21 protein-coding genes are annotated in these 26961 nt (G+C 60.0%); 5 read left to right on the forward strand and 16 right to left on the reverse strand.

What is annotated here, in order from left to right; all coding sequences use genetic code 11:
• Window positions 1-20: 20 nt before the first annotated feature.
• The 4 genes from ABIB48_RS04500 to ABIB48_RS04515 all read right to left on the reverse strand — a co-directional run bounded on the left by ABIB48_RS04500 (window position 21) and on the right by ABIB48_RS04515 (window position 8674).
• Window positions 21-3449, reverse strand: coding sequence for a family 20 glycosylhydrolase (locus ABIB48_RS04500; RefSeq protein WP_354212263.1), 3429 nt, complete (start codon window positions 3447-3449; stop codon window positions 21-23).
• 298 nt (window positions 3450-3747) lie between these two features.
• Window positions 3748-6525, reverse strand: a complete 2778-nt coding sequence (gene topA / locus ABIB48_RS04505; RefSeq protein WP_354212264.1) for a type I DNA topoisomerase — start codon at window positions 6523-6525, stop codon at window positions 3748-3750.
• A gap of 135 nt (window positions 6526-6660) precedes the next feature.
• Window positions 6661-6819, reverse strand: a complete 159-nt coding sequence (locus ABIB48_RS04510; RefSeq protein WP_354212265.1) for a hypothetical protein — start codon at window positions 6817-6819, stop codon at window positions 6661-6663.
• A 220-nt stretch (window positions 6820-7039) separates the two neighbouring features.
• On the reverse strand, window positions 7040-8674 hold the full coding sequence (locus ABIB48_RS04515; protein ID WP_315913969.1) for a DUF7059 domain-containing protein: 1635 nt from the start codon (window positions 8672-8674) through the stop codon (window positions 7040-7042).
• A 55-nt stretch (window positions 8675-8729) separates the two neighbouring features.
• Here ABIB48_RS04515 and ABIB48_RS04520 point away from each other — a divergent pair, with 55 nt between their 5' ends.
• Complete coding sequence (locus ABIB48_RS04520; protein WP_110105144.1) at window positions 8730-9047, forward strand: YrhK family protein; 318 nt, start codon at window positions 8730-8732, stop codon at window positions 9045-9047.
• 64 nt (window positions 9048-9111) lie between these two features.
• Here the strand turns inward: ABIB48_RS04520 and ABIB48_RS04525 are convergent, their stop codons facing one another.
• A complete protein-coding gene (locus ABIB48_RS04525) occupies window positions 9112-9666 on the reverse strand; it encodes a DUF421 domain-containing protein (RefSeq protein ID WP_110105145.1) in 555 nt (184 codons plus the stop codon).
• Window positions 9667-9713: 47 nt separating this feature from the next.
• On the reverse strand, window positions 9714-10607 hold the full coding sequence (trhO, locus tag ABIB48_RS04530; RefSeq protein WP_110105146.1) for an oxygen-dependent tRNA uridine(34) hydroxylase TrhO: 894 nt from the start codon (window positions 10605-10607) through the stop codon (window positions 9714-9716).
• Between the two features lie 77 nt (window positions 10608-10684).
• On the opposite strand from trhO, the gene ABIB48_RS04535 reads away from it, so the two are divergent.
• Both ABIB48_RS04535 and ABIB48_RS04540 read left to right on the forward strand, forming a co-directional pair.
• Complete coding sequence (locus tag ABIB48_RS04535) at window positions 10685-11401, forward strand: GNAT family N-acetyltransferase (RefSeq protein WP_315913967.1); 717 nt, start codon at window positions 10685-10687, stop codon at window positions 11399-11401.
• Between the two features lie 95 nt (window positions 11402-11496).
• The gene (locus ABIB48_RS04540; RefSeq protein WP_354212266.1) at window positions 11497-13827 is read left to right on the forward strand and encodes a DEAD/DEAH box helicase; all 2331 of its coding nucleotides are present in this window, start codon (window positions 11497-11499) and stop codon (window positions 13825-13827) included.
• Window positions 13828-13918: 91 nt separating this feature from the next.
• Here the strand turns inward: ABIB48_RS04540 and ABIB48_RS04545 are convergent, their stop codons facing one another.
• From ABIB48_RS04545 to ssd, 7 genes are all read right to left on the reverse strand, one after another.
• A complete protein-coding gene (locus tag ABIB48_RS04545) occupies window positions 13919-14317 on the reverse strand; it encodes an Rv3654c family TadE-like protein (protein WP_354212267.1) in 399 nt (132 codons plus the stop codon).
• Window positions 14286-14915, reverse strand: coding sequence for a TadE family type IV pilus minor pilin (locus ABIB48_RS04550; RefSeq protein ID WP_354212268.1), 630 nt, complete (start codon window positions 14913-14915; stop codon window positions 14286-14288). Before ABIB48_RS04550 ends, ABIB48_RS04545 begins: the two co-directional genes overlap by 32 nt.
• A 39-nt stretch (window positions 14916-14954) precedes the next feature.
• Window positions 14955-15260, reverse strand: a complete 306-nt coding sequence (locus ABIB48_RS04555; RefSeq protein WP_354212269.1) for a DUF4244 domain-containing protein — start codon at window positions 15258-15260, stop codon at window positions 14955-14957.
• 273 nt (window positions 15261-15533) lie between these two features.
• The gene (locus tag ABIB48_RS04560; RefSeq protein WP_354212270.1) at window positions 15534-16148 is read right to left on the reverse strand and encodes a type II secretion system F family protein; all 615 of its coding nucleotides are present in this window, start codon (window positions 16146-16148) and stop codon (window positions 15534-15536) included.
• Between the two features lie 2 nt (window positions 16149-16150).
• A complete protein-coding gene (locus ABIB48_RS04565) occupies window positions 16151-17023 on the reverse strand; it encodes a type II secretion system F family protein (RefSeq protein WP_354212271.1) in 873 nt (290 codons plus the stop codon).
• Entirely contained in the window at window positions 17020-18324 is a 1305-nt protein-coding gene (locus ABIB48_RS04570; RefSeq protein ID WP_354212272.1) for a TadA family conjugal transfer-associated ATPase, read from the reverse strand. The genes ABIB48_RS04565 and ABIB48_RS04570 overlap by 4 nt, the downstream gene beginning before the upstream one ends.
• A 152-nt stretch (window positions 18325-18476) precedes the next feature.
• A complete protein-coding gene (ssd, locus tag ABIB48_RS04575) occupies window positions 18477-19793 on the reverse strand; it encodes a septum site-determining protein Ssd (RefSeq protein WP_354212273.1) in 1317 nt (438 codons plus the stop codon).
• Window positions 19794-19913: 120 nt separating this feature from the next.
• Between ssd and ABIB48_RS04580 the strand changes: the two genes are divergently transcribed.
• Window positions 19914-21644 (forward strand): bifunctional 3'-5' exonuclease/DNA polymerase, encoded by a 1731-nt coding sequence (locus tag ABIB48_RS04580; protein ID WP_315913944.1) that lies wholly within the window; start codon window positions 19914-19916, stop codon window positions 21642-21644.
• A gap of 34 nt (window positions 21645-21678) precedes the next feature.
• On the opposite strand, the gene ABIB48_RS04585 is transcribed toward ABIB48_RS04580, so the two are convergent.
• From ABIB48_RS04585 to ABIB48_RS04595, 3 genes are read right to left on the reverse strand one after another with little or no spacing between them, the layout of a single operon-like run.
• Entirely contained in the window at window positions 21679-22374 is a 696-nt protein-coding gene (locus ABIB48_RS04585; protein ID WP_315913943.1) for an NUDIX hydrolase, read from the reverse strand.
• The gene (nth, locus tag ABIB48_RS04590; protein ID WP_354212274.1) at window positions 22371-23177 is read right to left on the reverse strand and encodes an endonuclease III; all 807 of its coding nucleotides are present in this window, start codon (window positions 23175-23177) and stop codon (window positions 22371-22373) included. The genes ABIB48_RS04585 and nth overlap by 4 nt, the downstream gene beginning before the upstream one ends.
• A 13-nt stretch (window positions 23178-23190) precedes the next feature.
• On the reverse strand, window positions 23191-24609 hold the full coding sequence (locus ABIB48_RS04595) for a hypothetical protein (protein ID WP_354212275.1): 1419 nt from the start codon (window positions 24607-24609) through the stop codon (window positions 23191-23193).
• A 366-nt stretch (window positions 24610-24975) separates the two neighbouring features.
• On the opposite strand from ABIB48_RS04595, the gene acs reads away from it, so the two are divergent.
• Window positions 24976-26952, forward strand: a complete 1977-nt coding sequence (acs, locus tag ABIB48_RS04600) for an acetate--CoA ligase (RefSeq protein ID WP_354212276.1) — start codon at window positions 24976-24978, stop codon at window positions 26950-26952.
• The last annotated feature ends 9 nt before the right edge of the window (window positions 26953-26961 follow it).

A 26961-nucleotide genomic window follows, 5' to 3' on the forward strand; every position in this document is an offset into this window, starting at 1 on the left:
GGCCTCGTTTGAGCAGTTAGCTACTTGTGCTGACCTGCGCGGCGGCGGTTTCCAAGGACCATGCCGGCGCCCATCAACGCCATCAACAGTGCACCGACCCAAAGGGCACTGGTGTTTGCCCCGGTGTTAGCCAGATCGCTGTTGCCTTGCTCGGTGGTCGAGGTGGGCAAAACAGTAAAGACGGCTTCAACCACACGATGCGAGTGTTCACCACTGAGGATCACGGTGTGCTCCCCCACTGCGAAGTTGGCAGGCACATTCCAGAGGAACGAAACGTTTCCATTGGCATCTGCCACGGTTGTGCCAAGGTCTACCGGCTCACTGTGAACAACGCCGGAGACTGGCTCGCCAGGCTGGAACCCGGAACCTGTGAACGTCAGGGCTTGACCCTGGCGAACATCCTTAGCAACGACCTCGGCCGTCGGCGTGGTCATAGCAACCGTTGTAGCCGTCGCGGGCGCCGTCGTTACCGGCGCCGTCGTCGCAGGAGCCGAGGTTACCGGCGTAGTCGTCGCAGGAGCCGTCGTTGCCGGGGCAGTCGTGGCCGGAGCCGTCGTTACCGGCGCCGTCGTTGCCGGATCGGTTGTGGCCGGGGCAGTCGTTACCGGTGCCGTTGTTGCCGGATCGGTTGTTGCCGGGGCAGTCGTCGCAGGGACCGTCGGAACTAGGGCTGAGTCCACTGAATCAACGGTCAACTCTGCCAACGTAGTCCAGGGATTACCTGCCTGCTCCGACAATGCTTTCAGAGTCAGGAACTGTCCCACGGCAGGAGAATCTAGCGCGACACTCTGCATCGTGGCTACGTTGGGGAAGGTTCCTTGGGCAACCTTGGTACCCAAGGAATCAGCACTGTTGCTGACGTAAATTTCGTAGTCCTTGATACGGCCATTAACCGCACCTGAACTCGTTCCTTGACGTGGCAGCGCATTGACGGCACAGATGCTCATCTCCTTGCCCAGAACCACCTTAATGGTGTGTGGCAGCGGGGCGTTGGAGGGCGTCCACGCGGTTCCCCAGAACGTATTGGGATCACCGTCAATGGCATTGGACCCCGGGGTGATTTCCCCGCCGCCGTTGTTGAAGCTGTCAACAACCGCAGCAACAGGGCGTACAGGAACTGCGGAGCAAGTCAGCAATCCTGTGGTGCTCGACGAACTGATCTTAGACTCGGCACCCACTGTGTAAGCGGTCGAGGAGGAAAGGGTGAAGTTACCGTAGGGTGTTTCAGCGCCGGGAGTTACGGTGAATTTTGCTGTTTTTTCTGCTCCTGCGCTCAATTCTCCGACAGTGATGGATGCTGGTGAGAGCGCCCAGCCGGCTGGAACAGTGGGGGTAACCACAGCACCCGTAACCGTGCTGGCTGTACGGTTCTCAACCTTGACGGTGATGGAAACCGGCGTGCCAGCAACAACCCTGGCCGGGCCCGTCACGCTAGTGGAGAGGTCTCCTGCCAAGGCGAAGACACTCGGTGCCAGCACATCAGCAGCTTGTTGCGTCAACGCTCCCGAAGCATTCACGCTCAGAGGCATCTGGGTGATGGCGTTGCGAATCATGTAGCCGCCATCAACTTTGAGAACTTCCCATTTTTGCAGGTTGTTCACGCGACGGTCTGTTGTGGTGCATGTGGAAAGCGAAGGTGCCAAGTCCTGATCCATGGGCGCTTCTAGCCACAACGTGCCACCAGCCATGGCCAAGCACTGGCCATTCTCAGCAGTTATCTTGTAGTAGTTGTCAGTGGTGGCAGCCAGGGTCCAAGTGCTATTGGGGGCTGTTGAAACAGTGACGCCAGCGGCCGCCGCATTGACTGACTTATTTGCTGTGGAGATGGTGTAGCCACCGTTACCAAGGGGTGTGCGGTTGTAGCTGTTGTACCCGGGGGCCCGGCCAAGCTTATTGGTCAAGGTGGTGAACTGGGTGAAGTCAGCTGTGGGTTTGGGGCTACCCCATGTTGCCTGGGCCAGGAAACGCATGGTCGCGAACATCTGTTCCTCAACCATTGCCTCAGTGGCTGCGGGTGTGTCATCGGGCCATGCTGAGAGCTTCGCTCCGATGATTTTGCCCTTGCCGGGCACATCAGTGGCGGTTCGTCCGCCGTCGAACTTCTCCGGCGTCCAACCCGTGTTCCATAGGTTGGCCAGGTTCACGTTATAGGCGCCAGGTCGGTTGAAGTACAGCCCCTGCATGGAGTTCTGCACGTTGTGGCCTGAATCCAGCAATGCCTGAGGCGTGGGGCCGGAGTTAACCCAGTGCTCAACCACAATGTCAGTATCCAGCTTGACAACACTGGAGGCTGGCACGCCGTCGTTCCAAATACGCAGCGTCTTGCCGTTGGCCTTGACGTGGGCATTGACCTGGTTCATGAACCAGATGAACACATCGCCGGGGCCGGAACCGGCTGGGAACTTGTCCGGGTTCGCAGCGACAAAGGCAGCAAACTGTGAGTAGTTGCTGTAGCTGTCACTGATCATGTATTCGTCACCGCCCATATGCCAGTAAGGCGAATCCGGGAACGCCGCGGCGTATTCGTCAGCCAGAGTCGTGACCATTTCCAAGGCCTCGGGCTTGCTGATGTCCAGCTGATTTTCCTTCTTAACACCAGCGTTGTTAACTAACTGCAACTCAGGGTACTTGTAGAGCCAAGGACGCATGTGACCGGGAGAGTTAACTTCCAGAATCAAATTGATGTGATATTTTTTTGCCCATGCGCTGATCTGGGCGGCTTCAGCCTTGGTGTAATAGGACCAGAAATTGGCGTTGGGGTAGGCATCCGATTTCAGCTTCGTTTCCAACCACAGCTGGTTAAGCTTGTTGTACGCCATATCCTTCATGGTGCGCTCTAGAGATTCCATAGAGATTTTCAACTGGCATGCGCACAAGCCGACGCCGCGCTCTTGGTACCGCGGGAAGTCAATGGAGCTTCCCTTGTTGACGACATTGCCCTGAGTCATCAATTGCAGGATGGTCTGGGCTCCGTAGAAGGCACCTGTGGTGGTTGCTCCGGTGACCTTGAGCGTTTCACCGACCACAAGCTCGTAGCCTTCCTCGCCCAGCGCGGCACTGCGGGAAGTATCTACGGCAACTTCGATATCTCCGGCTATGGCACCGGTAGCTGCAGTGCCCACGGTGCGATCAAGAATCGAGGAGAGTTCAGTGGCAAGTTCGCCTCTAAGCGGCGCATCAGCACCGATCACTTTGGCGCCGTCACCTAGGGTGAATGCGCCGGTGGCTGCTGTCCATGTCTTCAGTCCGGGGACGGTCGCGGGTGCACCCACGGGAGTCACAGGAACTGAACCCGAAGGTGCATTAACGGCAAGAACCGCAGGGGCAAGCGCAGGCGCCACGGCAGCATTTGCCCCTGGAAGTACGACGGCGGTGGAGGCCAGGGTCAGCGTGGCCGCGGCCAGAGCCGCAACAATCGCGTTTCTGCCCTTGCGATGGCGAAGTTTCATTTTTCCCCGTGGAAGCTGGATGTGTCAGGTGGATACGAGCGCCTGCGGCTGCAACGAACCACCATGGATCGTGATAGGCAGCACACAAGAGAGCTACCTGCACGATGATACAGATCACATTCCCATCGAGCTTTATGTTACGCATACCATCGACGGGTTTCAGCCTGCTCAACCCCCGCCACCAGCGTAGGAAGCTGCTTATAAAAGGCTTCAGGGTATGGAAAAGCCCCGCCTGGGCGGGGCTTTTCCATACCCTGAATGGGCTCTTGAAATTTTTTTACTTGTTAGTACTTCTCGGCTACTTCTTGGCAGGTGCCTTCTTCTTAGTCGGGGCCTTGGCTGCGGGCTTCTTGGCAGGCGCCTTCGCAGTCCGTTTAACGGGACCTCGCTCACGCTTGTCGGCCAGAAGCTCGACGGCGGTTTCCCGAGTCAGCTGTTCAACTTCGGTTCCGCGGGGCACCGTGATGTTAGTAACGCCGTCAGTGATGTAGGGGCCAAAGCGGCCCTCCTTCACCACAATGTTCTTGCCTGAAACGGGGTCTTCACCAAACTCTGCCAAGGGCGGCACCGCGGCGCGCGCGCCTCGCTGCTTGGGCTGGGAGTATATCTCCAACGCCGCTTCCAACGTGATGGTGAAGATCTCTTCCTCGGAGCCGATGGAGCGCGAGTCCGAACCCTTCTTCAGATACGGGCCAAAGCGGCCGTTCTGCACAGTGATTTCGTTGCCCTCAGCGTCTGCACCCAAGACTCGCGGCAGGCTCATGATCGCCAAAGCTTCATCCAGCGTGACGGTTTCCACGCTCATGGCTTTGAAAATTGAACCGGTCCGCGGCTTGACCTTAACGGGCTTCTTCGGCGGCTTCGGCTTGCCGTTCTTGTAGTACTCCACCGGCTGGTTGGCGATTTGCTCTTCTGTCATTTCCGGAATGACTTCGGTGACATACGGACCGTAACGCCCGTTTTTGGCCACCACTGTGTTGCCGGAAACGGGATCCGCTCCCAGAACACGTTCCTCAGGGGCGGCAGTGTCCATGAGTTCTTGCGCCTTTTCGGGCGTGAGCTCATCCGGAGCCAGATCCTCGGGCACATTGGCGCGGGCCGCCTCAATAATTTCACCGGTTTTGGCATCCACCGTGGGGACGGTGGATTCCAGGTACGGGCCAAACTTACCCACACGCAACACCAAGGTGTCGGTGATGGGCATAGAGTTAATCTCGCGAGCGTCAATGTCGCCAAGGTTATTGACAATGTCCTGCAAACCGCGGTTGCCGTCATCACCAAAGTAGAAATGGGTCAGCCAGTCGGAGCCTTGCTCCTGGCCGTTGGCGATCCTGTCCAAACCCTTTTCCATACCGGCAGTGAACTCGTAGTCCACGTAATCGGTGAAGTGCAGTTCCAGCAAGCGCACCACGGAGAACGCGATCCAGCTCGGCACCAGGGCGGAACCCTGCTTGCGAACATAACCGCGGTCCATGATGGTGGACAAGGTAGAGGCGTAAGTGGACGGGCGGCCAATTCCGCGCTCTTCCATTTCCTTGGTCAGGGATGCTTCCGTAAAGCGCGGCGGAGGCGTGGTGTCATGGCCATTGGCCTGGACATCGGCGGCGCTCAGAGAGTCATTTTCCTTGACGTTGGGCAGGCGGCGGTCTGAATCATCGGAGGCGTTGCGGGACTCATCCCGGCCTTCCTCATACGCGGCCAGGAAACCACGGAAGGTGATGACAGTACCTGAAGCTGAGAACTCGGCATCCTGCCCATCAGCAGCGCCACCGGAGGCTTTGGCACCCAACTTGATGGTCGCCGTCGAGCCCTTGGCATCAGCCATCTGAGAAGCAACGGTGCGCTTCCAGATCAGCTCGTAGAGCTTGAACTCATCTCCTCGCAGGGCGCTGGCAACCTGAGCCGGGGTACGGAAAGAGTCACCGGCGGGACGGATGGCCTCGTGGGCTTCTTGGGCGTTGGCGCTCTTGCTGGCGTAAACACGCTTGGCGGCGGGCACGAATTCGGGGCCGTACAGCTCCGAAGCCTGCCGGCGGGCAGCGTTGACGGCCTCATCGCTCAGCGAAGAAGAATCCGTACGCATATACGTGATGTAACCATTTTCATACAGGCGCTGGGCTGTCGACATGGTCGATTTGGAGGAGAAGCGCAGCTTACGCCCCGCCTCCTGCTGCAGTGTGGAGGTAGTAAACGGCGGGGCCGGGCGGCGGGTGTACGGCTTGTGTTCCACCGAACGGACTGAAAATTCAACATCCTGCAACCCTGCCGCGAGGGCCTTGGCGGCAACCTCGTCCAGGTGTGTAACGTTCTTGCCGGTCAGCACGCCCTGATCACTAAAATCACGGCCCGAGGCAACACGTTTGCCATCCACCGCGGCCAGCTTGGCACTGAAAGACTCGCCGGTGTCAGTGGTACTGAAGGTTCCAGCCAGGTCCCAATAGTTGGCGGAGCGGAAGGCCATGCGTTCACGCTCACGCTCAACCACCATGCGGGTCACCACTGACTGCACGCGGCCGGCGGAAAGCTTCGGGGCCACCTTGCGCCACAGCACCGGGGAAAGCTCGTAGCCGAACAGGCGGTCAACTACTCGGCGGGTTTCCTGCGCATCAACAAGGTCTGTATCAAGTTCACGCAGGTTTCCCAGGGCGCGCTGGAGCGATTCCTTGGTGATTTCGGCAAAGGTCATCCGATGCACGGGCACCTTGGGCTTGAGTACCTCGAGCAGGTGCCACGCAATAGCTTCGCCTTCGCGATCCCCATCAGTTGCGAGGTAAAGTTCATCGGCGTCCTTGAGCTGCGCCTTGAGCTCGGCCACCTTCTTCTTCTTATCTGAAGAGATGACGTAGTACGGCTTGAAGTCGTTTTCAAGGTCCACTGCGAACTTGCCGATCGAGGACTTCTTCAGCTCTGCGGGCAGCTCGGAAGGCTGCGGCAGGTCGCGAATGTGCCCGATCGAGGCCTCAACAACGAACCCCTCGCCCAAGTACTTGGCGATGGTCTTGCTTTTGGCAGGGGACTCTACAATAACGAGCTTTTTGCCGGTCTTGGGCTTGCTGGCTGCTGCCTTGCTGGGCACGGTACTCCTACAGGGAATGAATGGTGGACGAACGGTGTCCCCTGAGCTAGTTCACCATATTTTTACTGTGAACGCGTACTGCCGGGGAAATTTGGCTTGCCGGAGCAACCGTTGGGAAGGCGGCGGTACCGGGTTTTATTCGTTTTCATCAACAAGGAAAATGGTCTTGCTGATGGGCAGCTCAGATAAGGCCTTAGGGAGCGCGTGGCGCGAGCCGAGGACCGCAATCTCCGGGTCAAATCCCACGTATTTTGGCTCTTCGGCAACTTCTTCGTCGTTGCGGATCAAGGCCATGGGAGAACCGCTTCCCCGTGCCGTGGACGCTTCGCAGAATCTCCCGCAGCGAACCTGTCCCGTCCAGATATGTCATTTGCACCACACGGTGGCCCCAGTCGGTAGTGCCAGTTGGTAGTGCCAGTCGGGTCAGCGCTACCGCCCCCCCACATCCGCGCCCGGTAGACAGGGCGCGGATGTGGGGGGCGGTAGCGGATGTGAGGGGCGGGCGGGGAAAGTCTCAGGCCGGGAGCAAGAAGCCGTCGCGCACCAAGTTGCGTACGTCCCGTGCCAGGGATTGGGTGAATTCAGCGTCGTCACGTTCCATCAACACAGCCAAGGCGCCGATGATCTGCCCGGCGGTGAGGTCGCCGTCGCACGCGGAAACAAAGCCGGCCAGCTCGGTGCTGAGCAAGTTGGTGCGCCGCAATCCAGCTCCCTGGCGAAGGAGGATCACGCCGGGATGTTCTGCCCCAGGCTTCTGATGGCGTTCCTCCGTGACGTCCGAGGCCACTAAGAGATATTCGAAGGTGAGGTCTGGATGCGCCTTGAGCCATTGTGCACGCTCCAAGGCGTCTGCCAGATGAGGGCCAACGGGTTGTTCGATGGGGTACAGAATTTCCTCGAAGCGAGGTTCATCAACGGTTTCTTGCGCCGTGGGACGGCGCAGCACAATGTAACCGAAGCCGATTCCGGCCACCTCGCGGGAGGCGAAATCGAGCAGGTAGTCCTCATAAGCGTTGGCATAGGCCACCTGGTCACGGCCCTGCGAGGCATCCTGGAGCCAGGTTTCGGCATAGCCGCCCGGGGACACCTGCTCGCGTTGAATGAACCACGCCTCAATTCCCGGTGCCAGCCATTGCGCGGGGCGGGTATGCCACAGCACGCTGGTGCCCGAGCCCGAGCTGGTGCTGTCCGCACTATGCTGGATTTCCCAGTTGCCCAACATCTGTGCCGTACCGCCGGTGGCCAGCACGGTGGGCAGTTCGCGCACCAGAGACTCCACGATGGCGTCCCCAGCCATGCCGCCGTCGCGGTACGTGAATTGTTCGCTGCTCTGTTCCCCTCGGTGACGGGGTGTGATGACGAACGGCGGATTGGAAACCACCAGATCAAAGCGCTCCCCCGCGACAGGTTCCAGCAGGCTGCCCAGGCGCAGGGACACGCGGGCGCCCGGGTTGGTTGGTTCAAGGTCAGCCTGTGTGAGGCCAAGAGCCTGTGCATTGAGAGCCAGATTGAAACGGGTGAAGGCCAGTGCACGCTCGGAGATGTCGGTGGCAACCACGGCTTTGGCATGGCTGAGCAGGTGGAACAGCTGAATGCCGCACCCGGTGCCCAAATCCAGCGCCCTCTCAACGGTGCGGCGCATGGTCCCTTGCGCCAGTGTCAGAGAGGCCTGCCCAATACCCAGCACGTGATCCTTGCGCAGCACGCCAGGACGCTGGTGTGCGCCGAGATCGCTGGCCACCCACAGGTTAGTCTCCGCTGTATCTTCCGTAGCTGCGGGCCAGCCGTAAGGGCGGAGGTCGACGGCGGCACGAACCATACCCGGGGTTCCGGCACCTTCCACGATGCCCATTTTCAGCAACGCTTCAACACCGGTTGATGGCAGTGCGCCGGCCAGCTCCGCGGCAGGGACGCTCTGGTCCACCAGCCACACCTTCACTAGTGTGGCCAGCGGCGAGGTGTTGGTGCGCAGCAGCAGTGCTGCCGGTACGGTTTGGTCTCTACCCAGCGCCTGGTTCGCGTCCTTGCCAAGGAGCTCCGCCACACCGTCGACCGTGTAATTGATGGCTGTCAGGTCGTGGGCCAATCCGGCAAGGATGTCAGGGTTATCACTTTGCGGGGCGTCGGGGATCGTAGCGAAATCAGTCATGGATCAAGCCTAACGAGTCTGCAACGCCCGTTGACCACCACGGTATGGTTTGCCCATGGATGCAAAATCTAGGCGAGACGGTGGGGGCGAATCTGAGCAGCCCTTGATTCTGCACCTGGGCCATGAGGAACTCATCATTCGCCAACGCTACGAAACAATCAGCATAGTCAACGACCTCTTGATAGGGCTGTGGTTTCTGGTGGGGAGTATTTTGTTCTTTTCACCGGCGTTAACCCATATGGGTACGTGGCTGTTTGTCCTGGGAAGTATAGAAATGCTCATCCGGCCGGCCATCCGCTTCACCCGGCGAGTGCATTTGGGCAGATACCATCCAAATGTCCCTGGTATTGGCGACGGCGGTCATGATTTTTAGCACCACGGTGAGGGCACCAGCTTTGATGGGACTCTAGCTCCGCGAGTAGCCATCAGTGGCTGGATCAGTCCTGTGGCTGGGCTAAGAAGGCTGCCGGGATTAGTTCCGCGCCCTTCACATTCGCCAAAAAACTTGGCTCGATGCCAATGCCTACCCGCAGAACGCTGATCTCACCCGTTGCTTCGAGGATTACGGCGGCGATCTCCGTGCGGCTGCGGATACCGGCCAAGCGTAGCCGTACGGTAATCTCCTGTTCGGAAACATGGGTGCGCCACAAGTTTGCTGGAACAATCTCGCTGCCAGCCATGAGTAGGTAGGCACGATTGCTCACGACCGCCTCGGCGCGGGGAAAACGGCGCAACTGACCCGTGAGTGCCTGCAACGTCAATAAGGTAACCAAGCCCAAAGCACCAGCCAAAAGCGTGGGTGTGTAGCCCAAGATTGCCCGGCCAACAACGGCACCGAGCGCCACCGCCGCAGCGAGGTCCCAACTAGACAAGCTCGCCATGGTGCGTTGGCCCAAGAACCTAATCAATAACAAGACAAAAAGGTAGAGGGCAATCGCGGAGAGCACCACTCGGGCGGCGTCACCCCATGTCAGTCCATAATCGTTCCACATGGTCATTCCTTCCTCAGGAACTCCAGCTTAATCCGTGAACCCCAGGGCTATTCGGTGCAGCCTTGCGGGCATTGCAGTGTTGATGGGTTCGCGGCGCAGCTGGTGCAGTACAGGTTCAGGTTGCGGCAGCTGGGGTTGGAGCAGTTTTCGAACTTGTTACTGGGGTTGTTGCAGCGGATACAATGGCCAACTTCTTTGGCTTCCTCGCTGAATTCCATGTGCATGCGCTTGTCGAAGACGTAGAGAGAGCCCTCCCAGAGACCCTTGTCTTTGAAGGTTTCCCCATAGCGGACAATGCCGCCGTCCATTTGATAAACCTCTTTAAAACCGCGGTTGACCATGAGGGAGCTGAGCACTTCACAGCGGATACCGCCGGTGCAGTAGGTGACCACCGGCTTGTCTTTAAGATCGTCGTACTTGCCCGAGTCAAGTTCTTTAATGAAGTCGTGGGTCGTCTCGACGTCGGGCACAATGGCGTTCTTAAATTTGCCGATTTGCGCCTCGAAGGCGTTACGGCCGTCGAAGAATACAACTTCTTCACCCTTGGATTCCTTCTCGGCAACAAGTTCGTGAAGCTCTTGCGGCAACAGGTGCGTGCCACCGCCAACCACGCCATTTTCATCCACTTTGAGTTCACCGGGGGCACCGAAGCTGACAATCTCGTCCCGGGCCTTCACACTCAGGCGGGGAAAATCATCCCCCGTGCCGTCTGACCATTTGATGTCCATGTTCTTGAAGCCAGGGTATTCACGCGTGGTTTTGAGGTACTGCTTGACGTCCCTAATGTCACCGCCAACAGTTGCATTGATGCCATCTTTGGAGATGATGATGCGCCCCTTAAGGCTGAGCTTTTCGCACAGGGCACGTTGCCAGAGCTTGATCGCTTCTGGATCGCTAAGGGGAGTAAAGCCGTAAAAGAGCACAATTTTGTTCAAAGCCACGTATTAAAGCCTACTTTGTGCCACCAAATGGCTTCGCCTGCGCCCCTCCGGACTGTCCAAAGGGATAGGCTGAGCCCATGATCGTTGCCTCCACAGGGCTAGCTGACCAGAGCGCTGCATGGTTTGCCGGCTGGACTGCGCTAAGAAGCTACCCGAGTCGCTCCGGAACAGGGTATTTGGCCGCCTTGCGCCTCGATCGCAATAGCGGTTGGGAATACTTCACTACCAATCCCACCCCGTCCTCTTTTGCTAGCTTGGCTCAAGAAGTGAATGCTTCATCTCAACGTGCTTTGTGTGTGCTGGGCTCCGATGTGCACAAGTACGTAAAGATGGCGCACCAATCAGGGATGGGAATGCTCTCCGCCTCAGAGCAGCTCATGGTGTGCCATTTGGAGAATCAAGATAATCAGGACCCTTTTTTGGGCGACCCTGAGCTGTCCTTGGTGGTCAAGGCGATGGGCGGCAAGCATAGCTCTTCAGTCTGCGAGGAGCGTTTCTCTGTTGCGATTGTGCGCGGGCAAACTGTTCTGGCGGCGGGAAAGGTGGGCATCTACGGCGAATATGCCATCTTCGATCAGATTGAAACCCACACTCAGCACAGACGCCGCGGTTACGGCATGCTGCTCATGAAGGCCATGACTGCCAGAGCCCAGGCCCATCCAGTGACCACCGGGCTGTTGTTAGCCAGCACCGATGGACAACGGCTGTACTTCAAACTCGGCTGGCGCGCCATCAGCCCCGTCACCGTCTTGGTGCCCAAATCCCGCATCGAAGAGCTGACCCGCACCCACTGATAACCGCCTCCAGGAAGTAGTCCCGTGGAGATTGGCATAGCTGGAGCCTTGACAGCGAGACTTCAGCGGCACAATCCGGTGGCACAATGATGAAGGTGTCCATCAATGATTCCCTTATTCCGCTGCTCGGCGGGGGAAATGCCCCTGCCCAGCTGCAGCATGTTCGGAGAATTCCGGCCCGGCAAGCTGTGCACCGGCCGTGGCCGGATTGGGTTCACCCCGACATTGTCAGGGCTTATTCATTTCTGGGTGTTGACCAGCCTTGGCTGCATCAGGTGGAAGGCGCCACGAGTGCCTATGAAGGCCAGCACACCATAGTTGCCACGGGCACTGCGTCTGGTAAATCACTTGCTTATCAATTACCCGCTCTGGACGCTGTCCACCGGGCAGCCCTGCGGCTGGCGGAAAATCCCGGACTTTTAGAGGCCGACGGCGCCGTGGCCCTTTATCTGTCCCCCACCAAGGCGCTGGCAGCTGACCAGCTTGCCGCTCTAAACTCGCTCAACTTGCCCACCCTGCGGGCAGCCACCTACGACGGCGACACCGCCCCGGGCGATAGGCGCTGGATCCGCGATCACAGCAACTTCATCCTGTGCAATCCGGACATGCTGCATTTTGGTGTTTTGCCCAACCACACATGGTGGGCGCGATTCTTCAAGCGGTTGAAATACGTCATCATCGATGAAGCACATAGTTACCGCGGAGTTTTCGGTTCCCATGTTGCTCTCTTGTTACGGCGCTTAAGGAGGATCTGCGCCCATTACGGGTCTGATCCGGTTTTTATCGGCGCATCCGCCACCTCGGCTGACCCGGGCAGCTCGTTTGCGCGCCTGATAGGAGCCCCTGTCACAACTTTCGCGCAGGATAGCTCTCCTCACGGTGCCACCACAGTGGCATTGTGGGAACCGGAGTTGACGGAGTTTCCAGGCGAAAATGATGCAAAAACAAGACGCACCGCCATCGCCGAAACGGCAGATTTGCTGGCGAATCTGGTCTCCGCCCATGTGCGCACCATTGCCTTCATCAAATCCCGCCGGGGCGCCGAAACCATCTCCACAGTAACCAAACGGCTCCTAGAAAACGTCGATGCCAGCCTTCCGCCACGTGTGGCGGCGTACCGTTCCGGCTATTTACCGGAGGAGCGCCGGGAACTGGAAAAGGCGCTCCGCGCAGGAGACTTACTGGGAATCTCCAGCACGTCAGCATTGGAATTGGGGATCGACATCTCCGGACTGGATGCGGTTCTTGTTGCTGGCTGGCCTGGGACTAAGGCCTCTTTTTTTCAACAAATTGGTCGCGCGGGGCGTGCAGGGCAGGACGCCCTGGCAGCTTTTGTGGCCAGCGATGACCCACTCGACACCTTTTTGGTCCATCACCCAGAGGCTATCTTTGACAGCGCCCTCGAAGCCACCGTGTTTGACCCTGCAAATCCCTACGTCCTGGGACCGCATCTGTGTGCCGCTGCGGCCGAGCTGCCCCTCACCCCTGACGACTTGGCCATTTTTGATGACAGCGCGCCGGCCGTGCTGGAGCAGCTGGTGGAGCAGGGATATTTGCGGCGTCGCCCCGCCGGCTGGTTTTGGACCCACCCGCAGCGTGCGGCCGCCATGGTCAACCTGCGTGACGACGGTGGTGGCCCTATCAATATCATCGAAGCTGACACAGGCGCACTGCTGGGAACCATGGGCTCTCCCCAATCCCACTATCAAGCCCATACCGGAGCTGTGTACGTCCACCAAGGAACCAGCTACGTGGTGTTGGAACTCAATGAAGCCGACCATTGCGCTCTGGTGCGCCGCGGCACTCCCGACTTTTATACAACGGCCCGAGATGTCACTCAAATTGAGGTTGTTGAGTCAGTCAAGCACGAACTGTGGGGGCCAGTGGAAATGCATTTTGGTGCTGTGCAGGTCCGTACGCAGGTTGTTTCATTCCAACGCAAGGCCACCATCTCCAATGAGGTTCTTGGTGAGGAACCTCTAGAGCTGGAAGCCCGTGACCTCTTCACTAAGGCCGTGTGGTTCACCATGGACAACGCGACGCTTTTGGCTGGCGGGTTAGTGGAACCACAATTTCCTGGCGCCCTCCATGCCGCTGAGCATGCCGCCATTGGTTTACTCCCTCTCGTGGCCTCAAGCGACAGATGGGATGTTGGCGGAGTTTCCACAGCGCTTCATGCGGACACCGGCCAGCCCACCATTTTTGTCTATGACGGTCATCCGGGCGGCGCAGGTTTTGCCGAGCGCGGCTTCGACATGGCCCGAACTTGGCTTCGCGCCACCATGGAGGCCATTGAAGCCTGCGAGTGCCCCTCCGGCTGCCCCTCTTGTATTCAATCGCCCAAGTGCGGCAACAAGAACAATCCACTGGATAAACGGGGGGCCGTCATGCTCTTGAAGATCCTGCTGGACAACGCCCCCGGCTGATCTCACTATCCGCTGTTCACTTTCCACTGTTCACTTTCCACTTTTCACTTTTCAAAACGGCACCATGGCAGGCAGTCCGTGCATGTGCCGGTCAGGGTTTGGTGCCGCTCTCCAGAGGCCGGACTGTATCCGGTGGCGGGCCCGCTCTTGCCTGCCCCTGCGCAGGCCACGGCAAAGTTGTTCTAACAAGAACTTTCACCTGCACAGATCTGCTTTCCGGCATCTCAAGGCATTCCACAAGAGCCGCAGAATTGGCTGCTGCTATGTCTGCCGCAACCTGACAAGGCACCTCTGAACTCAGTCCCCTATAAGCATCTGCTGCGGCCAGGGCTGCCAGATCGGCGGCGGATGCGGCCTTCCCGGCTGCCACCGCGGCCGTTGCCAGCCCCATGAGCAGCGCCAGCAGAATGAGCACTGCGAGGGCAATCCCCGCACCCAGCATGGTGCCAGCTCCTCGCTCACTGCCGCCCATGGTCAACCACTCCCCCATCCATTGCGAGCGCCTCACAACGCCCATCTCGCAGCGGACATTCTGGACTTCTAGCCCACCGCCATAAGGATGACTTGTGGACTGTTGAACCATCCATGAATAGAGCGGCACTCCCGTCAGCAGGATTTGAGCGGTTCTTTCGTTGGACAAGTGATGGCACAGCTGACTCGTCCTTTGCCGTGGCTTGTGCTGACTGAGTCCAAGGCACCAGCCCGGAGAGGACTCCACCTGCCCGGCCAGATACGGTGACCGTCCCATATCCTTCGGCGCGATCCACGGTAACTGTTACGCCTTCACCCGATACCCGTGAGGCAGCTTCTACCACTTGTCCGGGAGATTCTCCTCTAGCCAGTGCACGAGCACCTGCTCTGGCGCCTTCTTCCAAGCGCAATTGCAACACGCTGGTGGAAAAACCCAGCAGCAGCAGTGCTAACAGCACCATGACAGCGGGCAGAACCACGGCAAGTTCGGCAGTAACCGAACCACGGGATCTTGGTCCGTGGCACCGACTAACAAGCGCTGGCACAGTGCCCGCCTGTTGCACAGTGCCCAACCCAGGCTCTTCCACGATGCACTCCATTCCGCTGTTCAAAGCCATCCGCTGAGACGGGCTTAGTGGCTGCCGAGGCAACCTTAGTTACATGCTCAACGCCGTGCGAATGATGTTCATCAAGAAGCCGCGAACTTCATCGCTCTTGAGGATCACCACTAAAAGGCCAGCAAATCCCACGGCTGCCAATGTGGCGATGGCGTACTCAGCAGTTGCCATTCCCGCTTCCAGCCCTGCCCTTGGGCGCCACCACCGGGACCGTACGGAGCGGATGGGCCGGTTCGCAACGGGCACATTGTTGCTAGCTCCGGGAAAAATCTCAGCGACGTTATCCAGATCTACCTTGCTTGCCGTCCTTGTTACCACGCCATGCGCAGCATCATTGCTGTTCATCGTGACTCCTCATGAGTAGTGATTCTTGTGGCAGCAGCCGGATCGGATTCTGCCCCAGCGCGAATTCTCCGCTGCCGATAAATTCGCGACAGCAATAAAACGAGCTGATGAATCAACTTTTCACTCACCGCCGTCCCAGTGGAAGAGGACAAATGTGTTTGGTGGGCGGATTGGGTTCCGGCACCACCTGTGGATAAATGAACAGGCGGCCCGCCTATAGCTACGACGCTGTCTAGACGCTGAGCCGGATGAACAAGTGGCCCGGTAGGTCACCTAGAAAGCCGGCACCATGGCAATCACTACTGGCACAATTCCCAAGGCAACAAACGCGGGCAATGAGCACAGGCCCAGCGGCAGGACCAGTTTCACGCCGAGCGCAGCTGCCCGTTTCTCCGCTTGACGCCCTCGGGATCTGCGAATTTGGGCGGCTTCGGCATAGAGCAGCGAGGCGGCACTTGCGCCTGTAAGGGCACCAAAGATCAATGCTGAATGTATCTGGGCCAACTCGCTGCTTTCCGTGTTTCCTTCCCAAGCATCCTGCCAGGAAACGCCTATTTCCAAGGCGGCCGCCACCCTGCGAAGAGCCTCGCGGACAGTGCCCCCTGTTGCTCCGGCCACTACGTGCAACGCATTTTGCATGGGTAACCCCGTTTCAAGGGCGGTGCCCAAAAAATCCAGCATCAAAGGCACATTGACTATGCCGCTGCCATGATTTGCGCCCGCCTGCTCCGAACCGGATAGCTGCGCTGCCGTGCCAAAGCTGGCCGGACCATCCCGCTGCTCTGATCTGTTACCGCTCAGGTACCTTCCGGCAATGCCAGGACCCGTGGAGCTTGAGAGGAGGAGGATCGCTGCCGCAGCAAGGAGGAAGACAACAACTGCACCCATGATTAGTGCCTCATTTTTGCGGATATCCAGGACAACCGTTCCTTGACGCCCGTCACGCTCTGCACAGGGCTGCCCTGCGGGTGCGCGGCATGCCTAATCAAGGCAGCTGACCACAACTGGCCCGCCACGGAAAAAGCGATCCCTGCACACAGCACGGCCCAGCCAACCGGCGAACCGAAAAGGACGGCGAAGGGGTCAACGCCCATGGCCATTCCTAAGCCCACACCAATGAAGGGCAGCCAGCCCAACAACCTCACTGTCGCGCGGGGCCCTGCTAAAGCCGTTTCACGTAAGGCGGCCGCATCGAAGTCCGCTTCCATAGTGTCGGCCAGCCTAGTCAGAACAGCGGCCACGGGGGCGCCACTGGCCTCACAGACCTCAAAACAGGCAGCAGTTTCCACCCACAACAGGTGCTGTCCGGGCGTCAACGCCGGGGCGTGAGATCTTCCCCTCAAACCGACTGCGCGCTCGGCACAAGCGCTGCGGATGGCCGCTGCACTGGAAAAACCCAGCGTGCTGGCACGCTGAACAGCAAGGAGTAACTCCACTGTTGCAGCGTCCCCGGTTTCCTTGGACACGGGCTTTTTTGCCAAGAACCCTCGCCCCCCAATCCTGGGATTCGGTGGTTCTGCCACGAGCACCTGGGCTAAGACGCCCCAAAGCTCTGCACCCGTACGCCCGGCAGCCAGAAGCGACGCCATCTGGCGTACCAAGCGTGGCAGAGATTCCGCTTCGCTCGCTCTGCGTCCTTGTGTGCTCAATCTCCGTGCGTGTCTCAGCCTGCGCACCGGAGCATTGCGCAGTGCCGCCGTAGCGGTGAAGAGCAGCCAGGCCGCCATTGCCAGGATGAGAAACAAGACGAAGGATCCGATCATGTCCGTTCCGTCTCTGCCGCGGCTCCGGGGCTTTGCCCGGGGCCGGATTTGGGCTGTTGATGGGACGGCATTGCCGAGCCGCTGCTGCCCGGATTCTTTCCACCTATCTCCCAGTTCCCAAGACCCAAGCGCTCTGCCAGGACGGGCCAGGCCGGGCCGTCGAGCAATCGGGCGGCCACCGGATCATGGGCACGTTCAGGGACGGCAGCAGCCAATGAAAGAGCCGGCACCGTTTCTAGCCGACCATGGCGCAATTCCACCATGGCAATCTCAGAAACCACCCGCCTACCGAGGCGACGCTCCACGTGGATGACTGCGTCCAAGGCGCTTCCACCCTGCAGAAACACCGCTTCCTGGCTCATGCCTGCGAGCGCACCCAACGCAGCCAGCCGGGCAGGGATATCGCGAGCGCTATTGGCGTGGATGGTTCCTCCGCCACCGCTATGGCCGGTGTTGAGTGCCATGAGAAGCTCACGAACTTCCCGGCCACGGCACTCACCCACGATGAGCCGTCCAGGGTTCATCCGCAAAGCCTGGCGAACTAGTTCCGCCAAATCCACGGCACCGGCCCCTTCAGCGTTTTCGTGTCTGGCCTCCAAGGTGAGCACGTGCGGATGCAGTGGTTCAAGTTCCGCGGCGTCTTCTATGAGAACGAGTCGTTCGGATGGTTCGCATAATCCCAAGAGTGCCGAGAGCAACGTGGTTTTCCCTGCCCCCGTGGCACCGCTGATCAAGAAGTTCAACCGTTTTTCCATGACCTGAGCCAAAATCTCCGCCAGTATTTGTGGCATGGCTCCTGAATCCACCATTTGGGCCAGTGTCAGCGCGCTCTTCTGTCTTGTGCGGATGGATAAAAGAGTTCCCGCGGTAGAGATGGGCGGGAGCACCGCATGCACACGGTATCCGGCCGGAATTTTGACATCTACGCAGGGGCTCCCTTCATCGAGCCGGCGCCCGCCACTTGCCACGAGCCGAACTGCCAAGGCGCGCAGTTGCCCCTCGCTGGGGAACACCACGGCCACCCGCTCCGGGCCCGCTCCCCGGTCAACCCATACGGAGTCTGGGGCGTTGACAAAAATATCCGTGACAGCCGGATCGGCAGCCAACCCCTGAAGTGGCCCTAACCCGTTCAGCTCGGCGGTGATCCGATCCATGGCCACCAATGATCCCGCGGCACCCAACAATCGGCCACTCTCACGCACCGCACTCGCCACCTGCAGGTCGGTGACAGGCCCGGCCTGCGCCAGAACCGCCCTCCGGACCGTATCCAAAAGTCCCGGATCCAAAAGGCCCATATCCATCACCCCTGGGTTCAAGAGTGGTTGATCCGTTAATTGGGGCCGTGTTTTTCCTGCTTCCCCTGTTTTTCCTGCTTCCCCTGTACCCAGCGCTCCCGTTGCGGGGACCCCGGACCAGGCGAATGAGGCGTGCCTGCCTCTGGCTCCCCTGGCAGTCATGACCGGCCACCGGAGCGCCTCTGCGCCATCGCCGGCTCATCCCCTGCCATCCATTCAAGGATGCCCGCGAGCAGCAGGCGCAGGCGGCGTCTGCGCAATAATTCTGGAACCCGCTGGGCAGCCAACACTTGCTCCACATTGCGTAGCCAGGGCATTTCGCCCACGAGAGGCAGCCCGGCAGCTGTTGCCACCATGGCGGCATCGAGCCCTTCACCCATGGGCCCGCGAACCGCTGCGGCAACAGGCAAGGCAGGAAGTGCCGCCCCCAACTGCACGGCTGCCGTGACGGCACGTGCCCGCCCCGGTAGAACCACCACCAGCCCGGTGCAGTGCGGGCCAAAGGTGCCAAGCGACTCAAGGGTCCGAGCCAAATCCACTACCACCAGGCCATAGACGCCTTGCGCCGCACGCATGACCTCATTGACGGCATGGTTCGTATTGGCATTCGCAGGCAGATCCTTCCCCCACCAGCGCTGATTCTGGCCAGGAGAGATCTGGCCAGGAGAGATTGGGTCAGGAAATATTGGGTCAGGAAATATTGTGGCCGGTAATGCGGATACATCCTGGTTTGAGAAATAAGAATTCGCGAGGCGCGCCGTTCCGCCCGCGTCCGTCCCGCTCTCCCCGGCTACGCCCGACTCCCAGGACAGCAGAGCCAGCGGGCCCACATGTGGCAGAGCCGCCGCCAACTGCCCCGGATTGATGGATCCGGAAACCTGTAACAACTCAGGCCAGCGCAGTCCGGGCGCTTCCTGTCCCGAGACCAGTGCAGCCAATCCGCCACCCCATCTATCACCATCAACCAGCAAGGTCCGGGTCCCGCGAGAAGCCGCCTCGGCAGCCACCAGCAGAGACAGGGTAGAGGCACCAGATCCGCCGCACCCTCCCACCACTCCCAAAACCCCTGCAGCCGATTCCGGGTTTTGTAGGCCAGCAAAATAGTCGGCGAGCCACGGGGCAGAGTCTGGCAAAACAGCGACTCGATCAGCCTCCAAACGCGCTGCTTGCTGCCACATTTGCTCAGACTCGCCCGGGAATCCCACCACGATCACAGGACCACGCCACCCGGTGGTCACAACGCCTTGCCCCGCGTCCACCAGCACTGCCGCAATGTCACGCTGGGATCCGGCAAGCTGTTCCAGCTCGTCACCAAAGATCAGTTCGACGGCGGCCGCAGCTGCAACGCGCCCCACCTCGCCTTGTAGCTGTGGAGAGCCGGACAGCAAGAGCACGGTTGTGTCCCGGTGGGGCAGCCAAGGCTTCTGTGCCGGTTCAGAAGCGTGGCGGGCTACCGCTTCCTGACGTCTTTTCATGCACCCACTCTGTACCCGCCCGCACAAGTGGAATAGTCCGTATCCGGCAAAAGTGAACAGCGGCCAGCATTAGGCGGCTTGTGGAGGAATTAATCTCCGCACCAGTGGAGAATAGAACTCATGTACGCATTGCTGGCCCTGACTTCCCATGAATCTGCCGCCGTGGTCCAGCTCAGGAATGACGACGGGACACCGGCTTCGCCTGTCCAAACGGTCTCCCGGGCTGCCTTGCCCGCCGTTGTGCGGGCACTGGAAGAGGCGCACCATCCGCGCTGGGTGTGGGACAGGGCCACTCATTGGTACCCAGATCTTTTGGCAGCCAATGTCCGCCTAGAAAGATGCCACGACCTGTCCTTGTGCCAAAATATTCTGCTGTACTCGGCATTTGCCGCAGACACCGACTATGCCAGGCAGGCCACACCCGTACCCCCGGAAGCGGAGAACCTACGGCAAGGCACTCCCTTGGGCACAAACACCTCCAGTCAGGACAGCTTGTTTGATGCCCCCGTTGCCGCAGCAAAGGACAAGGCCTGGGATCTAGCCGCTGTTGCCAAGGAACTTGGCGCCCAAAAATCCGCGATTAGTTCCTCCACACACCCTGCCAGACTCACACTTTTACTCAGCGCAGAATCTGCAGGTGCGCTGGTGGCCGCGGAGATGCATCATGAAGGTATCCCCTGGAGGGAAGATCTGCACAGGAGGCTGCTCAATGATCTACTTGGCCCGGAGCCCGCCCTTCATAATCGCCCGGAAAAGCTGGAGGCATTGGCCGATCTCCTGCGCACGGAGCTAAATGCCCCCACCCTGAATCCCGACTCGCCACAGGAACTGATCCGGGCCCTGCACCGGGCAGGGATTGACGCGAAGTCCACGAGAAGCTGGGAATTGCAAGAGTTCAACCATCCGGCAATTGCGCCTTTGCTGACTTATCGAAAACTCAGCCGGCTCTTCACCACTAACGGCTGGAACTGGCTCCATCAGTGGGTACGTGAGGGCCGCTTTCATTCCGAATACGTGGTGGGCGGGGTTGTCTCGGGGCGCTGGGCCTCCCGTGGCGGCGGTGCCATGCAAATCCCGGCGCAGATCAGGGGCGCTGCCGTGGCTGATCCCGGTTACACGTTCATCGTGGCAGATGCCGCCCAACTCGAGCCCCGTGTTTTAGCGGCACTGTCTCAGGATAGCGCCATGGCTGCTGCTGGCCGCGACGCTGCAGGGCAGAGCAAGGACCTCTACGCTGGCATCGCAGCCCAAGGGTTTGGTGGGGATCGAAGTATGGCCAAGATTGCTCTACTGGGAGCCATCTATGGTGCCACCACGGGCGAATCCGGGCGGCTGGTACCTCAGCTTGCCCGCATGTACCCCCGGGCACTGGATTATGTGGAGAATGCTGCACGTGCCGGTGAACGGGGGGAACGTGTCAGTACTCATCTGGGCCGGAGCACCCCGCCCACCGGGACCGACTGGCACGCGAGCCAGCAAAGTTCATCCGCCCTGGAACAGCGCAGGGCCGAGTCTGCAGCTCGCTCACGGGGAAGGTTTACGCGCAATTTTGTGGTTCAGGGAACCGCCGCGGAGTGGGCCTGCTGTTGGCTGGCTGAATTACGACGCCGGCTCCGGGCTTTGCCGCCCGGCACGCCTAGCACTGGGAGCTTGGCCGTTGCAGGCGGCCCCCAACTAGTCGCTTTTTTGCATGATGAGGTGGTGGTGCACTGTCCCGTGGAATTAGTGGAGGAGGTCAGCGCCATCCTGCATGACTCCTCACAAGCGGCTACTGACCTACTTTTTGGTACGATCCCGCTGGCGTTTCCCGTCAATGTCAGTGTGGTCCAGTGCTACGCTGACGCCAAATAACAGCCCGCACCGTACAGCTGAGATACTGCCCCCCTTAGATGGGGGCTGGAAACTCTTTGTCTTCATCCCACGGAACCGCCCAGCCTAGCTCGTGGAAAACATAGTTCAAGATGCCCGCGGTAAATCCCCACACCACTACTCCGTTGACGGCAAAGGCCGGTCCACGGTAGCTATTTCCGCCACGTGTCAGCACCGCCGTAAAACGATTTTCCGGGTCGAGCAGATCCCGCACCGGAACCCTGAAAACCTGCGCCGATTCGCCAAAATCAACCACGTCCACGGGGGTCTGCCGCGCCCACCAGCCAATCACGGGCGTAACCATAAAATTACTGACGGGCAGAGGTACTTCAGGCAAGATACCCAAAACCTCCACCCCCAAAGGGTCAAGTCCCGTTTCTTCCTCGGCTTCACGTAGGGCCGCGGCCCTCACGGATGCGTCGCCGGGGTCTACTCCCCCGCCGGGGAAGGCCACCTGACCGGGGTGGTCGTTCAAGGTTGCGGCCCGCTCAATAAGCAAAATGTCCAGATCAGCTGAGGCCAGCGGTTTCGCTGAAGCAGCCGGGACGTCATCAAGGGCCCCGAACAACATCAGCACTGCGGCCTTGCGGGGAGTTGCCCCGCCCATAGACAGTTTCCAGAGGGAAGGCCGCCCCCGCCGCAGAGCTTCCGGAAGCTCAGAAAAAGCTGCCGCCTTCTCCGCCAGCATGGCCAGATCTGAATAAGCGCTCACTGCGCGGCGGCCTTGCTCCGAGCCGCCAGCTGTGATTCCTGCCGGTACACGGACGCATTGTCCACGTCGGCGAGCATACGGGCCAACAGAGCTTCCTGTCCTGGTGCCATCTCATACTTGAGTAATTTCGCGGCCTTGACCGGGTCCACTTCCCCGTCGCCATAGGCGGGACATAGGTGTGCAATGGGACAGGCCCCGCACGCTGGTTTCCGGGCATGACAGATCCGCCTGCCGTGGAAAACCACGCGATGGGACAGCATGGTCCAGTCCCTGGATTCAAACAGGGCCGCCACATCGGCCTCAATCCGTACGGGGTCGGTGGATTCAGTCCAGCCAAACCTCCTGGCCAAACGAATGAAGTGGGTATCCACGGTAATCCCGGGAACCCCAAACGCATTCCCCAGCACCACATTCGCGGTTTTCCGCCCGACTCCCGGGAGAGTGACCAGCTCGTCAAGGGAACCTGGGACCACGCCGTCGTACTCGTCAACGAGGCGCGTGGCCAGCGCCAGCAAATTGGCAGCTTTCGCGCGAAAGAAGCCCGTGGATTTGATCAACACTTCAAGCTCCACACTCTGAGCCTGCGCCATCGCCAACGGGGTGGGGAAACGGGTGAAGAGCCCCGGGGTCACCGCGTTGACACGAATGTCAGTGGTCTGCGCCGAAAGCACGGTGGCCACCAGCAGCTCAAACGCGTTCCGAAAATCCAGTTCCGCATGCGCATAAGGGTATAGCTGCGCCAACTCACGGTTGATTCTTCGGGCCCGACGCTTGAGCGCAAGCGCGGTTTCCTGTTCGGCCATAGTGAGGACCCTACTAGCTGTCTGAGGCCCGTTCGATGCCGGCGAGGTCCAGCAAGAGGCCCGTCTTGCCATGGCTGTCTTGCACGAGGAAACTGCTGCCGCGGTCTTCCAACGCCAGAATCCAGGCGCCTGGAGCCAGCTTGAACGCGAACTGCCGCGTCCTTTCATCAATCACGTTTTGTGGGCGGTCAACTGCAAACCAGAAAGGCTCTGCAATGACAGGGGCAGCACCCGGGTTGACCGTGGCCGAGATACTCTCCTTAACAACGGCCGGTGCCACATGAGCTTCGACGGCCGGCTTCGGCGCCTCGGCAACCTGCGGGTTCAGTGTGGTCACCACTGCTTCCTTGTCCGGCGCGTTCCCGCCCTGCACAGGGGCTGCGGCTTGTACCGCAGGCTGAGCGGTGGTCTGCACGGAAGGCTGAGCAGCAGTCTGCGCTGCGGGGATATTGCTGCTGGCGGCTGCTGCGCTGCCTGCGAGAGGGCTCTGCGCTGCGTTATGGGGGGCATTGGCAGACGCTGCTGCCGGGCTTACCACACCCGCAACCTTTGAGTCGGCCGCGGCTGCCGCAGTCGCCGCTGGCGACGCAACACCAGCGGCGCCAGCCGTGGTGTTCTCCTTGGCGGGGGTGAAGATCTGGCCGCCATGAGTGTGGGAGTTGGCAGCCGGTGTGGCATTCCAGCCACCCTGCTGGCCCGGGACGTGCTGGGCCGGCGCACCCGCAGAGGCACTCTGGGCGTTCTGCTGACCAAACGCCTGACCAGCCTGACCTGCGTAACCCGCCTGACCAGCCTGGGCGAGCACGGGCTTGGGTGCAGCAGGGATCTTGAGCGCAGGAACGGCGTCGCGCGCGGCAACATGGGCCAAAACATCGGCCCGGCCGGTAAAGTCTGCGGCTAGGACAGGGATCCACTGTGCACAGACGGTGGAAACCAGCAGCACCAGTGAACCGATCAGACCCACCAAATAGACGAGGCTGAAGTTACTCACCGTGGCTGTGAAGAAGAAGTACGTGGCGAAGGCAGCCACTACCGAGGCGAACTGGTCAATGGAGAGCGAACCAAAGCGCAGCTGCGTTGCCGGACTCATGCGCCGGGCCAGGAAGAGTCCTCCCACGGCAAGAGGGAGGACCACGCCGATCCCCACAAAAAACAAGCCGCTGGTGTTCCAGAGGTTGAAGTCGCCTGCAAACGTCTTGATAATCGGCAGCAAGGAAGCCACGAAGATGATCAGGACGGCGCCTAGTACGCTCAGGTCCCGGATAGTCAGCGGCCCAGCTACAGCTTTAGCAGCTGTCACCTTTGAAGCCCCTGAAACCCCGGAAGCCCCCGAGACACCTGACGCCGCTGCCGCCGGAGCACTCACCGCAGACTGCGATCCTTCCACTGCTGGCGATCCCATTGCCGACGCTGGCCTGTTTTGTTCATTCATGGTCTGACTCCTCAAGTGTCACGTTTACTTCCAGCCTAGTTAACGCGGGCGGGCAACACTAGCAAGCCACAACCCAAACTGACTGTGAATACGCCAGATGGGCAGTTCTGCCCATCTACCCGCACACGGCAACAACATGCTGTTGAGCGCAGAAACAGCCCCGCTGACCCCATTCGACTGTGATGGCGGACACGTTGATCTGTGAGAAGCGCTACAGTTAAAGATGGAACGAAAAGTTGTCCTTAGCAACCACCCAGCGGAATTTTTTGCGTCGCCAAACGAGGGCGGACGCATGCCTTCGCCTGGATGGAGTACCGCGGGTCAACAGCAACGCAGGATCGCTAAGAAGCAATGAAGGGATATTAGATGTCTGAGGTCACAACTGCAGCGGACAACCAGTCCGGCGACGCATTGGAAAATCTGCTCACCGAGAACCGCCGATTCGCCCCAAGCGTGGAATTTGCTGCAAACGCGATCATTCACGGTGACGAATACAGCAAAGCAAATGCTGACCGTCCCGCATTCTGGGCCGATCAGTCCCGTGAACTTCTTTCCTGGTCCAAGCCCTTCACCAAGACCCTGGACTGGTCCAACCCTCCCTTCGCCACTTGGTTCGAAGACGGCGAAATCAACGCCGCTTACAACGCCTTGGACCGCCACGTTGAGGCCGGCAACGGCGACCGTGTAGCCATTTACTTTGAGGGCGAGCCTGGCGATACCCGCACGTACACTTATGCGCAGCTCACTGAAGAGGTCAAGAAGGCTGCGAACGCTTTTGAAACCTTGGGCCTGATTAAGGGCGACCGCGTGGCCGTCTACCTGCCCATGATTCCGGAAGCCGTCATCACCTTGCTGGCATGTGCCCGCATTGGCGCCATCCACTCCGTAGTCTTCGGCGGCTTCTCCGCGGATGCCCTGCGCAGCCGCGTTGATGATGCGCAGGCAAAGCTTGTCATCACCGCGGACGGCACCTTCCGCCGCGGGAAGCCGAGCTCACTCAAACCCGCCGTGGATGAGGCCCTCTCCGCCCCCGGACACTCTGTCCAGAACGTGGTTGTGGTCAAGCGCAACGGCCAAGACGTCAACTGGGTTGAAGGCCGGGACGTCTGGTGGGATGACACCGTAGGCACCGCCTCCACCGAGCACACCGCCGTGGGCCATCCCGCCGAGCACCCGCTGTTCATCTTGTACACCTCCGGCACCACGGGCAAGCCCAAGGGCATTTTGCACACCACCGGTGGCTACCTCACGCAGACCGCCTACACGCACCGCGCCGTGTTTGATCTGCACCCGGAAACGGATGTTTTCTGGTGCACGGCCGACGTCGGATGGGTCACTGGCCACTCCTACGTCACCTATGCGCCCCTGATCAATGGCGCAACGCAGGTCATGTACGAGGGCACCCCGGATTCCCCACACCAGGGCCGCTTCTGGGAGATCGTTCAAAAGTACAAGGTCTCCATCCTGTACACGGCCCCCACGGCGATCCGCACGTTCATGAAGTGGGGCGAGGACATTCCCGCCAAGTACGATCTCTCCTCCATCCGCCTGCTCGGATCCGTGGGCGAACCCATCAACCCGGAAGCGTGGATGTGGTACCGCCGTGTCATTGGCGGGGACAAAGCCCCCATCGTGGACACTTGGTGGCAGACGGAAACCGGCGCCATCATGATCGCCCCCCTGCCCGGGGTGACCTCCGCCAAGCCCGGCTCAGCTCAGGTCCCCATGCCTGGCATCGCGGTGGACGTGGTGGACGAACTCGGCGCCTCGGTGGCGCACGGACACGGCGGCTACCTGGTGATCCGCGAGCCGTGGCCCGCCATGCTGCGCGGCATCTGGGGAGACAACGAGCGCTACAAGGAGACGTACTGGTCCCGCTTTGACGGCATGTACTTCGCCGGCGACGGCGCCAAATGGGACGAAGACGGCGACGTCTGGCTGCTGGGCCGGGTGGATGACGTCATGAACATTTCCGGACACCGCCTCTCCACTACGGAGATCGAATCGGCGCTGGTGAGCCATCCGTCAGTGGCCGAAGCCGCCGTGGTGGGTGCCGCCGATGAAACCACCGGCCAAGCCGTGGTAGCTTTCGTGATCCTGCGCGGTTCTGCCGCGGAGGATGCGGACATCGTCACCACCTTGCGCAACCACGTGGGCCACGAAATTGGGCCCATTGCCAAGCCCAAGACCATTCTGGTGGTGCCCGAACTGCCCAAGACCCGTTCAGGGAAGATCATGCGCCGCCTACTTAAGGACGTTGCCGAAGGCCGCGCCGTTGGAGATTCCTCAACGCTGGCGGATAACACCGTTATGAACCAGATCGCGGAGTCCCTGCGCAAGTAACATTCCAAC

This window comes from Arthrobacter sp. UYCu511 (genome assembly GCF_040547105.1).
GTDB lineage: Bacteria > Actinomycetota > Actinomycetes > Actinomycetales > Micrococcaceae > Specibacter > Specibacter psychrochitiniphilus.

Coding starts and splice junctions, on each gene's coding strand:
- ABIB48_RS04580 (WP_315913944.1), top strand. CDS start 19,914: ATGTACGCATTGCTGGCCCTGACTTCCCATGAATCTGCCGCCGTGGTC.
- ABIB48_RS04515 (WP_315913969.1), bottom strand. CDS start 8,674: ATGACTGATTTCGCTACGATCCCCGACGCCCCGCAAAGTGATAACCCT.
- ABIB48_RS04520 (WP_110105144.1), top strand. CDS start 8,730: ATGGATGCAAAATCTAGGCGAGACGGTGGGGGCGAATCTGAGCAGCCC.
- ssd (WP_354212273.1), bottom strand. CDS start 19,793: ATGAAAAGACGTCAGGAAGCGGTAGCCCGCCACGCTTCTGAACCGGCA.
- ABIB48_RS04525 (WP_110105145.1), bottom strand. CDS start 9,666: ATGTGGAACGATTATGGACTGACATGGGGTGACGCCGCCCGAGTGGTG.
- ABIB48_RS04555 (WP_354212269.1), bottom strand. CDS start 15,260: ATGAACAGCAATGATGCTGCGCATGGCGTGGTAACAAGGACGGCAAGC.
- ABIB48_RS04560 (WP_354212270.1), bottom strand. CDS start 16,148: ATGGGTGCAGTTGTTGTCTTCCTCCTTGCTGCGGCAGCGATCCTCCTC.
- ABIB48_RS04595 (WP_354212275.1), bottom strand. CDS start 24,609: ATGAATGAACAAAACAGGCCAGCGTCGGCAATGGGATCGCCAGCAGTG.
- acs (WP_354212276.1), top strand. CDS start 24,976: ATGTCTGAGGTCACAACTGCAGCGGACAACCAGTCCGGCGACGCATTG.
- nth (WP_354212274.1), bottom strand. CDS start 23,177: ATGGCCGAACAGGAAACCGCGCTTGCGCTCAAGCGTCGGGCCCGAAGA.
- ABIB48_RS04535 (WP_315913967.1), top strand. CDS start 10,685: ATGATCGTTGCCTCCACAGGGCTAGCTGACCAGAGCGCTGCATGGTTT.
- ABIB48_RS04565 (WP_354212271.1), bottom strand. CDS start 17,023: ATGATCGGATCCTTCGTCTTGTTTCTCATCCTGGCAATGGCGGCCTGG.
- ABIB48_RS04545 (WP_354212267.1), bottom strand. CDS start 14,317: ATGGGGGAGTGGTTGACCATGGGCGGCAGTGAGCGAGGAGCTGGCACC.
- ABIB48_RS04570 (WP_354212272.1), bottom strand. CDS start 18,324: ATGGATATGGGCCTTTTGGATCCGGGACTTTTGGATACGGTCCGGAGG.
- ABIB48_RS04510 (WP_354212265.1), bottom strand. CDS start 6,819: ATGGCCTTGATCCGCAACGACGAAGAAGTTGCCGAAGAGCCAAAATAC.
- ABIB48_RS04550 (WP_354212268.1), bottom strand. CDS start 14,915: ATGGCTTTGAACAGCGGAATGGAGTGCATCGTGGAAGAGCCTGGGTTG.
- ABIB48_RS04500 (WP_354212263.1), bottom strand. CDS start 3,449: ATGAAACTTCGCCATCGCAAGGGCAGAAACGCGATTGTTGCGGCTCTG.